Source organism: Microbacterium sp. P5_E9 (assembly GCF_054049175.1).
This window is the reverse complement of sequence record NZ_JBFUMV010000001.1, coordinates 80030-92573: the sequence shown is the minus strand read 5'-3', so window position 1 is coordinate 92573 and position 12544 is coordinate 80030. Positions and strand designations below refer to the sequence as shown.

Annotated in this window: 15 protein-coding genes; 4 read left to right on the top strand and 11 right to left on the bottom strand. The window is 69.4% G+C overall.

Translation table 11 applies throughout. From position 1 onward, the window contains the following. Window positions 1–74 precede the first annotated feature (74 nt). The 8 genes from coaE to ACXJ3V_RS00425 form a co-directional block, all read right to left on the bottom strand. Window positions 75–692 (bottom strand): dephospho-CoA kinase, encoded by a 618-nt coding sequence (gene coaE / locus ACXJ3V_RS00460; protein ID WP_457098293.1) that lies wholly within the window; start codon window positions 690–692, stop codon window positions 75–77. A gap of 54 nt (window positions 693–746) precedes the next feature. Next, a complete protein-coding gene (locus tag ACXJ3V_RS00455) occupies window positions 747–1412 on the bottom strand; it encodes a hypothetical protein (RefSeq protein ID WP_457098292.1) in 666 nt (221 codons plus the stop codon). A gap of 81 nt (window positions 1413–1493) precedes the next feature. Next, window positions 1494–2054, bottom strand: a complete 561-nt coding sequence (locus ACXJ3V_RS00450) for a GIY-YIG nuclease family protein (RefSeq protein WP_457098291.1) — start codon at window positions 2052–2054, stop codon at window positions 1494–1496. Window positions 2055–2101: 47 nt separating this feature from the next. After that, window positions 2102–2524, bottom strand: a complete 423-nt coding sequence (locus tag ACXJ3V_RS00445; protein ID WP_457098290.1) for a hypothetical protein — start codon at window positions 2522–2524, stop codon at window positions 2102–2104. Window positions 2525–2635: 111 nt separating this feature from the next. Next, window positions 2636–4090: a 30S ribosomal protein S1 gene (gene rpsA / locus ACXJ3V_RS00440; RefSeq protein WP_457098289.1), complete on the bottom strand. Its 1455-nt coding sequence runs from the start codon at window positions 4088–4090 to the stop codon at window positions 2636–2638. A 235-nt stretch (window positions 4091–4325) separates the two neighbouring features. Continuing rightward, entirely contained in the window at window positions 4326–5078 is a 753-nt protein-coding gene (locus ACXJ3V_RS00435; RefSeq protein ID WP_457098288.1) for a PH domain-containing protein, read from the bottom strand. Then, a complete protein-coding gene (locus tag ACXJ3V_RS00430; RefSeq protein WP_457098287.1) occupies window positions 5078–5242 on the bottom strand; it encodes a hypothetical protein in 165 nt (54 codons plus the stop codon). Before ACXJ3V_RS00430 ends, ACXJ3V_RS00435 begins: the two co-directional genes overlap by 1 nt. 121 nt (window positions 5243–5363) lie before the next feature. Beyond that, entirely contained in the window at window positions 5364–5888 is a 525-nt protein-coding gene (locus ACXJ3V_RS00425) for a TetR/AcrR family transcriptional regulator (RefSeq protein ID WP_457098286.1), read from the bottom strand. Between the two features lie 99 nt (window positions 5889–5987). Here ACXJ3V_RS00425 and ACXJ3V_RS00420 point away from each other — a divergent pair, with 99 nt between their 5' ends. Further along, window positions 5988–6716, top strand: coding sequence for an MBL fold metallo-hydrolase (locus ACXJ3V_RS00420; RefSeq protein WP_457098285.1), 729 nt, complete (start codon window positions 5988–5990; stop codon window positions 6714–6716). A 211-nt stretch (window positions 6717–6927) separates the two neighbouring features. Here ACXJ3V_RS00420 and ACXJ3V_RS00415 read toward each other — a convergent pair whose 3' ends face one another. The 3 genes from ACXJ3V_RS00415 to ACXJ3V_RS00405 all read right to left on the bottom strand — a co-directional run bounded on the left by ACXJ3V_RS00415 (window position 6928) and on the right by ACXJ3V_RS00405 (window position 9982). Then, window positions 6928–7977: a zinc-dependent alcohol dehydrogenase family protein gene (locus ACXJ3V_RS00415; RefSeq protein ID WP_457098284.1), complete on the bottom strand. Its 1050-nt coding sequence runs from the start codon at window positions 7975–7977 to the stop codon at window positions 6928–6930. A 55-nt stretch (window positions 7978–8032) separates the two neighbouring features. After that, the gene (locus tag ACXJ3V_RS00410) at window positions 8033–9463 is read right to left on the bottom strand and encodes an APC family permease (protein ID WP_457098283.1); all 1431 of its coding nucleotides are present in this window, start codon (window positions 9461–9463) and stop codon (window positions 8033–8035) included. Window positions 9464–9577: 114 nt separating this feature from the next. Beyond that, window positions 9578–9982 (bottom strand): YchJ family protein, encoded by a 405-nt coding sequence (locus ACXJ3V_RS00405; protein ID WP_457098282.1) that lies wholly within the window; start codon window positions 9980–9982, stop codon window positions 9578–9580. Between the two features lie 79 nt (window positions 9983–10061). Here ACXJ3V_RS00405 and ACXJ3V_RS00400 point away from each other — a divergent pair, with 79 nt between their 5' ends. The 3 genes from ACXJ3V_RS00400 (at window position 10062) to ACXJ3V_RS00390 (ending at window position 12494) form a co-directional block, all read left to right on the top strand. Then, window positions 10062–11144, top strand: a complete 1083-nt coding sequence (locus ACXJ3V_RS00400; protein ID WP_457098281.1) for an FUSC family protein — start codon at window positions 10062–10064, stop codon at window positions 11142–11144. Window positions 11145–11196: 52 nt separating this feature from the next. Continuing rightward, the gene (locus ACXJ3V_RS00395; RefSeq protein ID WP_457098280.1) at window positions 11197–11733 is read left to right on the top strand and encodes a hypothetical protein; all 537 of its coding nucleotides are present in this window, start codon (window positions 11197–11199) and stop codon (window positions 11731–11733) included. Window positions 11734–11834: 101 nt separating this feature from the next. Beyond that, window positions 11835–12494: a hypothetical protein gene (locus tag ACXJ3V_RS00390; protein WP_457098279.1), complete on the top strand. Its 660-nt coding sequence runs from the start codon at window positions 11835–11837 to the stop codon at window positions 12492–12494. The last annotated feature ends 50 nt before the right edge of the window (window positions 12495–12544 follow it).

Below are 12544 nucleotides of genomic sequence, written 5' to 3'. Positions count from 1 at the left end.
ACCTCCACTGTCGTGGTCACAGCGTACGCCCGCGATCGGCGGGAGCGGCAGGCCCGGAACGGCGACACGAAGCGTCAGCGGACGCGAGCGGCGATGAGCTCGCGCAGACCTTCCCACAGGGCGTCGACCTGTCGCTCCGTATCGGCGAGCGATCCCGTCGTGTCGATGACCGCGTCGGCGATGGCGAGGCGTGCCTGGTCGGGCACCTGCGAGGCGATCCGGGCCGCGGCATCCGCTTCGGTCATGCCGCGCAGGTCGACCAGCCGGCCACGCCGCAGCTCGGCGGGTGCGTGCGCGACGACGACGAGATCCCATGGGTCGTCGACCCGCGCCTCGACGAGCAGCGGGACGTCGTAGACGACGACGGCGTCGGGGTCTGCCGCGAAGGCTTCGGCGAACCGCCGCGCCGACTCCTCGCGGACCGCCGGATGGACGATCGCGTTGAGCCGCTGGACCGCCGCCGCATCGCCGAAGACCGCACCGCCGAGGGCCGCGCGATCGAGCGATCCGTCGGGGCGGATCATCTCGGCGCCGAACTCCGCGGCGATCGACGAGAGGACGGGCGACCCCGGCTGCTGCACGTCACGGACTATCTGATCGGCATCGACGACGATCGCGCCGTGCTCCGCGAGACGACCGGCGACCGTGGACTTGCCGGAGGCGATGCCTCCGGTGAGTGCGACGAGGGGCATGCCGTCAGTCTCCCACGGGCGCGTTCGACCCGTCCGCTCGTCGCGAGCCCGAGGTCAGAATCCGAAATCGCCGCCGAAGTCGCCCCCGAAGTCGCCGGATCCGGAGTCGCCGCCCCAGCCTGAGGCGTCCCCGCCCCAGCCGGAGGCATCGGCGCCGGAGGCATCGGCGCCGGAGCCGTCGGCACCGGAGCCGTCTGCGCCCGTGTCGCCCGAGGCATCCGTCGATCCGTCCGCGTACCCCTGGTCGTACCCGGAGGGACCCATGAACGAGCTCACGATCGCCGACCCGATGACGTAGCCGATCACGGTCCCCACGATCGAGCCGCCCATCGACGAGCCGAAGCCGCCGCCGCGCTGCATCGTGCGCTCCATGAATCCGGGCTGCATGTACTCGGCTCGAGTCGCGGCGCGAGCGAGTGTCTGGGGATCGCTGGACTGCGGCTGCTCGGCGGGCGGAAGGCCCGACTTCAGCTCGGCGAGCACGGTCTGCCGCTGGTCGGGGCTCAGCTTCGCGAACGCCTCGGCGTGAACCTGCTCGATGGTCTCCGGCGGGGCGGTGCGCAGCAGATACCGGTAGCGCTCCACCGCGACCTCATCCTCGCTCCGCGGCGGCTGCGCGGCCTGCGCGGGCGTCGGGTAGCCCTGCCGCGCGTAAGAGTTCTGCGGGACGGGCGGCGCCTGCCGCGGCTGGGTGCCGAAGAGCCGATCGAGAAATCCCATTGCTGCCTCCATGGGGTGCGGGGATCCCTCACGCTATATCGCGTTGCTTGGAGCGGGCTGAGGAAGACCGCAAGACACCCGTCACCCCTGAAGCGCCACCGCTTCGCTGACCCAGCGCGAGTAGAGCGTCCATGGATCATCGACGCCCGCTCGCACCGCGTCGATATGCGCCCGAAGCACCGGCGAGGGCGTGAACCACTCGCTCGATCCGAGTCGGTCCTCGGCGAACTGGCGATGACGTCGCCGCTCCAGTGCGCGGTCCCCGCGCTCGAAGGCGAGCACCTCGTCGTGCCAGATCGCCGTGAAGCGCTGCCGAGGATTTGCGGTGGTGCCGATCTTCACGCGGTCGGCGTAGGCGAGGTAGTACACGATGTCGACCCGCGGCGGCGGAAGCTCCGCGTCCACGACCTCACCGTGGCGCCACTCGCACACGGCGCAGATCCAGCCGGAGGGATAGCGCACGCCCAGGCGCGATCCGCACAGCCGGCACGGCGACGGCAGCGCATCCGTCACGCCGTAGGCTCGGTCCGCCCACTCGGATGCCGCGACCAGGTGCCCTTCGCAGAGCGCGAGGGGCGCGTCCGCAGGCACCGAGCCGCGGCATCCGTCAGCTTCGGCTAGGCAGCGCGTCGGTGTGGGCACGTCCGGAGCGTAATCGACGGTGCCGACACCGTCGTTGCGCAGTCCGATCAGGCGGCCCTGCGCTCGGACTTGCGCTCGGACTTTCCCGGCGAGCAGTGCTTCGTCTGGGGCTGCTCGGAGATGTCCTTCGCAGTCTTCTGCTTCGAAGCCTTGCACCCCCTGCCCTGTCCCGGCAGGACGGGAGTGCCGGTCGTGGCGACAACCGTGCCGCCCTGGGCCAGATACCGGACGCACTCGCCCTGGGTGCGGAAAGGCACTGCCGCGTCGTCCTCCGCGGCGAGCGCCATCCAGCCGCCCTTCTTGCATGCGGCGACGACCGAACTCTTTCCCGGGTCGTCAGGCTCCTCGGCGGATGCCGCCACCGGCGCAGCGAAGATCAGCCCGGCCGCCAGCACGGCTGCGCACAGCGCGCCAGTCCTCCCCAGCCCCATAGCCAAGGGGTACACCCGATCGGCACTGCGCGCAATCATGCGGGCCGAACCCTCGTCGGACACGCCAAAGGGCCGCCACCCGGAGGTGACGGCCCTGAGGACGGATCTCGACGTGCGGCTATGCCGCTACGCGATCACCGGTGGAACTTCTCAGCGGTTCGAGAGCTTCTCGCGCAGTGCGGCGAGCGCCTCGTCGTCGGCAAGGGTGCCGACCGAAGCGGACTCCGACGAGAACGAGCTCGAGCTGGAGCTGGACTCGGTCGGGGCAGCAGCCTCGGCCTCGAGGGCCTTGGCGACGGCAGCCTTGTGCGCCTCCCAGCGACCCTGAGCAGCGGCGTACTCCTGCTCCCACTTCTCGCGCTCGGCGTCGAAGCCTTCCTTCCAGGCGTTCGTCTCCGGGTCGAAGCCCTCGGGGTACTTGTACTCCCCGAGCTCGTCGTACTCGGTGACCATGCCGTAGAGGGCCGGGTCGAACTCGGTGCCGAACGGGTCGACCGACTCGTTCGCCTGCTTGAGCGACAGCGAGATGCGGCGACGCTCGAGGTCGATGTCGATGATCTTGACGAAGACCTCTTCGCTGACCGACACGACCTGCTCGGCGAGCTCGACGTGCTTGCCGGAGAGCTCCGAGATGTGCACGAGGCCCTCGATGCCGTCCGCGACGCGCACGAATGCACCGAACGGAACGAGCTTGGTGACCTTACCCGGTGCAACCTGGCCGATGGCGTGGGTGCGGGCGAAGACCTGCCACGGGTCCTCCTGCGTCGCCTTCAGCGACAGCGAGACGCGCTCGCGGTCCAGGTCGACCTCGAGGATCTCGACGGTGACTTCCTGACCGACCTCGACGACCTCGGACGCGTGCTCGATGTGCTTCCACGAGAGCTCGGAGACGTGCACGAGGCCGTCCACGCCGCCCAGGTCGACGAACGCACCGAAGTTGACGATCGAGCTGACCGTGCCCTTGCGAACCTGACCCTTGTGCAGGTTGTTGAGGAACGTGGTGCGCGACTCGGACTGCGTCTGCTCGAGCAGGGCGCGGCGCGAGAGCACGACGTTGTTGCGGTTCTTGTCGAGCTCGAGGATCTTGGCCTCGATCTCCTGGCCGAGGTACGGCGTGAGGTCGCGGACGCGACGCAGCTCGATGAGCGATGCCGGCAGGAAGCCGCGCAGGCCGATGTCGACGATGAGGCCACCCTTGACGACCTCGATCACGGACCCGGTGACGACACCGTCGGTCTCCTTGATCTTCTCCACGTCGCCCCACGCACGCTCGTACTGCGCACGCTTCTTGGACAGGATGAGACGGCCTTCCTTGTCCTCCTTCTGGAGAACGAGGGCTTCGACCTCATCGCCGACCTTGACGACCTCGTTGGGGTCGACGTCGTGCTTGATGGAGAGCTCGCGCGAGGGGATGACGCCCTCGGTCTTGTATCCGACATCGAGGAGGACCTCGTCGCGGTCGATCTTGACGACGATGCCTTCGATGAGGTCGCCGTCGTTGAACGACTTGAGGGTCAGTTCGATCGCGGCGAGGATGTCTTCAGCAGATCCGATGTCATTGATCGCGACCTGCTTGGTGGCCGGGGCGGCCGTTGCGGTAGTCATGTAGTGGGTTGTCCTTGTTGGGTTGGGGTGTCGGGCGTCAGCCTCGAAGTTCGATCTGCGCAGACGCGCAGAGGGATGCCTCGAGCCGAAGCGAAGCGGATTTCTGTTGCGATGCCACGAAGACGTGCTTGTAGAAAGCACACTCGTGACACTCCAGGGTAGCAGAACGCGGGCCCCCGCCGGGATGTTCCCTGCGCCGCGGCCGAGCCGGCGCCGACCCCGCCCAGCCCGCCGCTCAGCGCGGCAGATCGATCGGGGCGGTGGTCGTCCGATCCGGATCGAAAGCCGGCGGCGACCCGGTCGTCGGCTCCCCCCGCAGTTCGGCCAGACGCTCCGCTTCGCGGCGCTGGGCATCGGCGAGCCACCCCCACCCGGCGTCGACTCTGGTGGCGTCCTGCGGGGGCCGCGGCGGGAGCGGCGGGACCGGCGGGATCGGCGCAGGCGGGTAGTCGGGCTCGAGCTCGACGACGGCTTGCTGCTGGCCGGGCACGAATCCGCGCAGCCCGGCCTGCTGGATCACCCGCTGGATGGTCAGTCCGCGCACGTCCGGATCACCCACGAAGCGGATCGCGTGGAGGCCCTGCTCCTGCGCCGCAGACTCGAAGACGAAGTGCCCGAACCCGAAGACCCGGCCGATGATCGGCGTGTGCACCGAGATGTCCAGAATGCGCGAAAGCGGCATCGTCGCGATGTTCTGCGACAGGATGCCGTGCACCCGGAACACCCGCATGTTCGTGATGACGAACCGATCCGTCTTCTGCTCGAGGATGCGCCAGCTCGCGTGCAGCAGGATCGCTGCGCCGAGGGCGGCCGGCAGCCACCAGGCGGCGGGCGGGACGAACAGCGACAGCAGCAGCACGATCGCGCCGGCGAAGAGCTCGAGCATCGCGCCCACGGTCGCCGCCCAGTGCTTGCGCACCTCGTCGATGACGACTTCGCCCTGGTCGGCGATGAGGTGCTTCTCGATCCGAGGATCGAAAAGGCCCATCAGCCGGCGAGCGCCGCGAAGAAGTCGGTGATGGCCGCACCAGCGCCCCACACCGCGCCGACCGCGCCCTGCACGGCGTCGGCCGCGTCCTGCGGCCTGGTGACGAGGTAGAAGACGGCGAATGCGGCGACGAGCACCAGTGCGGTGCGCTTGAGGAGCTTCATGGCGTGGGAGGGGTCCCTTCGAGTCGAGGTCGGCCAGTGATCCCCCCGGGAGCACAACCTGAGCTTTTCTATCGCATCGCCCGACCGCGATTCGCAGGCGCGCGGGCGAGTCGCCTACCCGTTACGCGCGGAGTCCGTGCTCGAGTCGTTCGAGGCCGTACTCGTAGGCGTGGTCGATGTCCCCGCCCAGGCGGAAGGCGCCGGCCAGTTCCATCTGGATGAAGCCGGTCGCCCATGCCGTGACCAGGCGTGCCGCCTCGAGCGCGGCATCCGTCCCCACCAGCTCTTCGGCGACCCGCAGGATCGGTGCGCTCACCCGACCCAGCGAGGAGGCGGCCCCATCGACGGTGAACATGAGCCGGAATCCCTCCGGGCGCTCATGAGCGAAGCCGCGATACACGTGCGCGACCCCTGCAAGGGTGCCGTCGGATGCCGCGAGTCGCCGCGCCAGGTCGTCCACCGTCGCCTCGGCGACGAGCACGAGCAGGGCGTCGCGGTCGCGGACGCGCTTGTAGAGCGACGGCGCGCGCACCCCGACGCGCTCGGCGACGGCCTGCATCGTGAGCTTCGCCGCGCCGCCGGTCTCGACGAGATCGCGACCGGCCTCGACGATGTCCTGCAGCGACGTGCGGTCCGGAGTCGGCATGACGATGTTCCTTCCGATGGCTATTGACCTAAGCTATCATGGCTATGTATCGTAGCCATAGATATTCGATCCCGTGTCGGGTGGAACAGAGGAGATCTCATGAAGCTCGGACCGAACCTTCGTCGCATCGGCAACGACATCGTCGCCGCCTATCTCGTCGAGACCCCCGACGGCATCACGGTGATCGACGCCGGCATGCCCGGCCACTGGAAGGACTTCCAGGCCGAACTCTTGGACATGGGACGTGCCGTCGACGATGTGCGCGGCCTGATCCTCACCCACGGAGACAGCGATCACGTGGGATTCGCGGAGCGACTGCACCGGGATCACGGCGTGCCGGTGTACGTGCACGCGGAGGACGCCGAGCGCGCCAAGGGAGTCAAGAAGCCGAAGGACGACGGGCCGAAGAACCCGATCGGGCCGATGCGGCTCGGCGCGACGCTGGGCTTCTTCGCCTATGGGCTGCGCAAGGACGCGATGCGCACGGCGCATCTCAGCGAGGTCGTCGAGGTCGCGGACGGCGACGTCCTTCCGCTGCCCGGCTCCCCAGTGGTCATCGGGCTGCCGGGACACTCGCCCGGGAGCATCGCCATCCACATCCCCGTCGCCGACGCGGTGTTCGTAGGAGACGCCCTCACCACGCGGCACGTTCTGACCGGCCGGACCGGCGGACAGCCGGCACCCTTCACCGACGACCCCCAGCAGGCGCTCCAGTCACTGAACCGCATCGAGGGTCTCGAAGCGGCGTGGGTGCTGCCTGGCCACGGCGCGCCATGGCACGGCGCGCCCCGCGACCTCGTCGCGGCCGTGCGCAGCGCGGCAGCCTGAAAGTCTGACTCCGCCCAGGCTGATCCCAGCAACCATCGGGCTCCTGCCCAGACTCGCCCCAGGTAAATGTCAGGACCCTTTACTAATGTGGCTCCCGAGCACATGGGGATGCTCAGTACCAGCCCCGGCCCCTGGTTTTCGTCTCCCACGACACTGATGTCGTGGGAGTTCGATCGCCGGGGGCCGGGGTCCCCCGTGTGCGACTCGGCCGCTACGGCCGGAGCATGACCTTGGTGGCGCGTCGCTCGTCCATCGCGGCGTAGGCCGCGGCCGCCTCGGCGAGCGGAAGCACCAGGTCGAACACACGGCCCGGCTGGATCGCACCGGACCGCACATCGGGAAGCAGCTCCTCGATGTAGCCGCGCACCGGCGCAACTCCCCCGTTGACGCCGACGTTGCGGCCGAACATCGCCTTGATCGGCAGCTCGGGTCCGCCGTTCGGAACGCCGACGTACCCGACCATGCCGCCTGGGCGGGTGGAACGCAGCGCCTGATCCATCGACTCCTTGGTGCCGACGCACTCCAGCACGCGGTCGGCGCCGATCCCGCCGGTGAGCTCCTGCACCGCGGCCACGCCGGCATCCCCCCGCTCCTGCACGATGTGGGTCGCGCCGAAGTCGCGCGCCAGCGCCTGACGCTGCGGATGCCGCGACATCGCGATGATCGTCGTCGCACCGAGTCGCTTGGCCGCGATGATCGCGCACAGTCCGACCGCCCCGTCGCCGACGACCGCGACCGAGTCGCCGGGACCGACGCCGGCGGACAGGGCGGCATGATGCCCGGTGCCCATGACGTCGCTCAGGGTGAGGAGGCCGGCGATCTCATCGTCCGAGACCGGTCCTGGTACGACCGCGAGGGTGCCGTCGGCGAGCGGAACCCGCACCCGCTCGCCCTGACCGCCGTCGGCGAAGCCACCCAACCGGTCGTCGCTCCCCCACCACCCGCCGGTGAGGCACGAGGTGCTCACGCCGTTGCGGCAGTTCGCGCACGTTCCATCGCAGACATAGAACGGCGCGATGACGAAATCCCCCACCGCGACGGCCCGCACCTCGGGCCCGACCGCTTCGACGACTCCGACGAATTCGTGGCCGATGCGGTGCGGCTGGTGCGTCGCCGTGACTCCGCGATAGGGCCAGAGGTCGGAGCCGCAGACGCAGGCTGCGACGACGCGGACGATCGCGTCACCGCCGGTGGACAGGACGGGGTCGGCGACCTCTTCGACGCGGATGTCACGGGCAGCGTGGATGACGGTGGCAAGCATGATCCGAGCCTATGCGCCGCGGGATCCGGCGAGACGACGGATGCCGGGTGGGTCGCTACTCCCCTGCCTCTTCGAGAGCCTCGGCGACCGGGTCGCCCAGCACGCTGTGCCGGCGGCCCCACAGGAGGTAGAAGGTGACGACGACCGCCAGCCAGACGAAGAACCAGAAGTACGCGGTGCCCGGCAGCCCGGTCATGAGGTACCCGCAGGCGATGATCGACAGGATCGGGACCACCGGGAACCAGGGCACCTTGAACCCGCGCGGCAGATCCGGCCGGGTGCGCCGCAGCACCATCACGCCGATCGCCACCACGATGAACGCCACCAGCGTGCCGAGCGACACGAGGTCCCACAGGCTCGACAGCGGGATGAAGCCGGTGAGCACCGCGACGATGCACGCGACGACGATGGTCGCGAACTCGGGCGTGTGCGTGCGCGGGTTCACCTGCTTGAACGCCCGCGGCAGCAGGCCGTCGCGGCCGACGGTGAACAGGATCCGGCTCTGCGCGAAGAGCGTCACGAGGGTGACCGAGAAGATCGAGATCACGGCGCCGGCCGAGAAGACGGTGACGGGCCAATCCGACGCCACGATGTTCGAGAGGATGACCGCGAGTCCCGCCTCCTGCTGCGAGGGGTCGGAGAAGTCCTGCCAGGGCTGGGCGCCCAGGGCGGCGACCGCGACCCCGATGTAGATCGTCACGACGACCACGAGGGCGATCAGGATGGCCTTCGGCAGCGTCTTCTGCGGATCCTTGACCTCGTCTCCGGCGGTGGATACGGCATCCAATCCGATGAAGGTGAAGAAGATCGTGCCGGCTGCCGCGGTGATGCCGGGAACCCCCATCGGGGCGAAGTCGGCGAAGTGATCGGCATTGAACGCGGTCAGCGCGACCAGGACGAACATGACCAGCACGCTGAGCTTGATCAGCACCATGATCGCGTTCACCGTGGTGGATTCGCGCGTGCCGCGGAGGAGCAGCAGCATGCACATGCCGACGAGCACGATCGCGGGCAGGTTGATGATTCCCCCCTCAGCCGGTGCCGCGCTGAGCTCGGGCGGGATGCGCCAGTCGAACAGGTCCTCGAGAAGGAGGTTGAGGTAGCCGCTCCATCCGGAGGCGACCGCTGCGGTGGACACCCCGTATTCGAGCACCAGACAGGCCGCGACGAGCATCGCGACCCCCTCGCCGAGCGTGGCGTACGCGTAGGAGTAGGACGATCCCGAGACCGGCACCGCCGAAGCCATCTCGGCGTAGCAGAGCGCGGAGAGCCCGGCTGCGAGGCCGGCCAGGATGAACGAGATGATGACGGCGGGTCCGGCGAGCGGCACCGCTTCGTGCATCACGAAGAAGATGCCGGTGCCGACCGTGGCGCCCACGCCGATCATCGAGAGCTGGAAGGTGCCGATGCGACGTTCGAGCCCACCGGGATGGGGTGTGGGTGGCACGATCGGCTTGCGTCTTGCGAGCTGCTCACGAAGGCTCACGGATGCCCCTTCCTCAGTTTGCTCGTCAGCGTATCGCCGCGGGGCCCCTGCCTGTCCAGGCGGCTGCCTCGTTCGTGAGGCCCCGCTCGGCCGAACCGGCGAGCGCGGGAGCTGTCATCCGACGACGCCGTCGAGATACCACCACCGCGCGCTCTGGAACACGAAGCGGCTGCGCTCGCGCAGCACCCCGCTCTCGCGCGCCTGCCGCCAGTGCGCGCGGAACTCGACAGTCCCCCGCTTGTCGCCGGCGAGCCCTGACTCGCGGTCGATCACCTCCAGGCCGGTCCAGCGCAGATCCGGCTCCAGATCGAGCGTCTCGGGCCGGGTTCCGGGGTGCCAGGTCGCCGCGAGGTAGGCGGCATCGCCCACGACGAAGGCGGTGTACCGCGAGCGCATCAGCGCCTCGGCGGTCGGCGCCGGGGTGCCGCGCAACGCCGGGGCGCAGCATCCGTCGAAGCGAACGCCGCTGCCGCACGGGCACGGGTCGCCATCTCGGACGGTGGCGAACGAAGCGGTCATGGCGAGATCGAGCCTATGGCCGCGCCGGCGGACGGCCGTCGTCCGCGCAGGCGCGACCCGCGCGCCCTAGCGTGGGACCATGCGCATGTCCGCCATCGTCCGAGCGCCGCAGCGCGCTCCACTGCTGCACGTCGCGAAGTCCGCCGTCGCGACCGCGGCGGCCTGGATCGTCGCCGACCTCATGACCCCCGGACCGCCGGTGTTCGCCGCGATCGCCGCGCTCCTGGTGGTGCAGCCGAGCGTCAACCAGTCGTTCGCGAAGGCGATCGAGCGCAGCATCGGCGTGATCGCCGGAGTCGTCGTCGCCTCGGTGTTCGGCATCTGGCTCGGCGATGCCACCTGGGTCGTCATCCTCACCGTCACCGTCGCCCTGCTGATCGGCTGGGCGCTGCGCATGACCGCGGGCACCGCGAACCAGGTCGCGATCAGCGCTTTGCTCGTGCTGGCGCTGAGCTCGGCGACGCCGCAGTACGCGTTCGACCGCATTCTGGAGACCCTGATCGGCGCAGCGATCGGCGTCGTCGTCAACGTGGCGCTGGTTCCCCCCGTGGCGGTCACACCCGCGCACCGTGCCGTCGAAGCGCTGGGCGAGAGCCTCGCGAGCGCCCTCGAACGTCTCGCGGACGCGCTGGAGCATCCCCGCACCCCGTCCGAGCTCGCACAGCTGCTGCTCGACGCCCGCGCGGTGCGCCCGGCGCTCGAGGAGGCGGACCGGGCCCTCGCCGCGGGCGCCGACTCCCTGATGCTGAATCCGCGCAGCCGCCGGCACCGCGCCGAGCTGGTCGCACTCGAGGCCGCCGTGGAGCGGTTCCGGCCGATCGTCACCCAGATGATCGGCATGACGCGGGGCTACAGCGAGCGCTATGAGGTCGACATCGTCGACGACCCCGCCGTCCGAGCGATCGCCGAGCAGCTGCACCGCGCGTCGCACGACGTGCGGCTGCGGGTGCGCACGACCGAGGCGCCCGCTACGCCTGGGGTCACTCGCGCGGATCTCATCGACGAAGAAGGCGACGTCGTGCCGATCGACGAGCCGCCCGCCCTCACCGCGCAGCTGCAGATCGCCCGGCCCCCTTCCACCCACTGGATCCTGATCGGGTCGCTCCTGGAAGACCTCCGCCGCATCCACGAGACCCTCACGGAACCGGATGCCGCGCCCTGACGGGTGTGGATAACTCGGCGCGGCGCCTGCGACCCGTAGGTAGCCTGGCCGCGTGAAAGCTCGTGTGTTGGCCGCCGCCGCGGTGCTGGCGTGCGTCATCACAACGGCCACCGGATGCTTCGCCCAGCCGGATCCCGAACCCACTCCGCTCTTCTCTTCTGAGGAAGAGGCGTTCGCCGCGGCCGAGGCGACCTACCGCGCGTACGTCGATGCGCTGAACCAGGTCGATCTGAGCGATCCGGAGACGTTTGAAGAGGTCTACGCCTGGACCACCGGCGACTTCAACGCCGATGAGCGCAAGAGTTTCTCGCAACTGCATGCGGACATGTGGAGCGTAAGTGGAACCAGCGAAGTTGTCCGAGTTGAGAAGCTGGATGCAACGACGGGGTTTGCGACCGTCGATCTCGGGTCCTGTTTGGACGTCTCGACAGTGGCGTTGGTCGACGGTGATGGCGTGTCGAAGGTCGACCCGTCCCGACCAGATGTTCAGGCGACTCGCGTGTCAGTTGTTGAGGCGGAAGAGTCACCGACCGGATACCTGATCGAGGACATCGTTGGCTTCGAACTCGAGCCGCCATGCACGCCCTGACTGCACTCGTCGCTCTGGGTGTAACGGTGTCGATCGGCATCGTTGGTCCCCCGTCTTCGGAGCGCTGCGTTGCGGCGGGGGTCTGGGGTGCCCAGTGCGCGGTGTCAAACTCCGGCTCCCAAGTCGATATCGGCGCGACCGAAGACCGCCCCGGGTCCACGACCCCCGACCGCAACCGCGATGACAGCAACGGCGACCAGGCTCCCCCGGTCCAGCCCGCGTATGACCCGACCTGCCTGACCGAGTTCTGCCGCCCGCTGTACAGCGTCCTGTCGATCCCCGACGTCACCCTCGCCGACCTCGCCTCGTTCCGCCCCGCGGTCCCCTCCCTCACCGGCGAACCGCTCGGCTTCGGCGTCGCCGGAATGCCGGCGAACATCGTGGCCGCGGCATCCGAACAGCGCATTCCCGGCGTCGTGCTCGGCTGGGACGTCGTCGTGCGGTTCGTGCCGACGGACTACACGTTCGACTACGGCGACGGGGGAAGCGCGCGCACCACGACCGGGGGCGCCACCTGGCCCGAGCTCCGCCAGGCGCAGTTCACCCCGACCGCCACCAGCCACGTGTATCGCTCGCGCGGCAGCTATCCGGTCGTCGTCACGGTGCGCTATGCCGCCTCGGTCGACTTCGGCACGGGCTTCCGTCCGGTCGACGGCTATGTCAGCGCGACGACCGCGGGTTACGACGTGCGCGTTGTGGAGGTCCGCACGGCCCTCGTCGACAAGACCTGCGCCGAAGATCCCCGCGGTCCCGGCTGCTGACCGCGGGGCGGGCCGCGAGGCCCCTGACGGGCACCCGAAGCCGGGCGTAT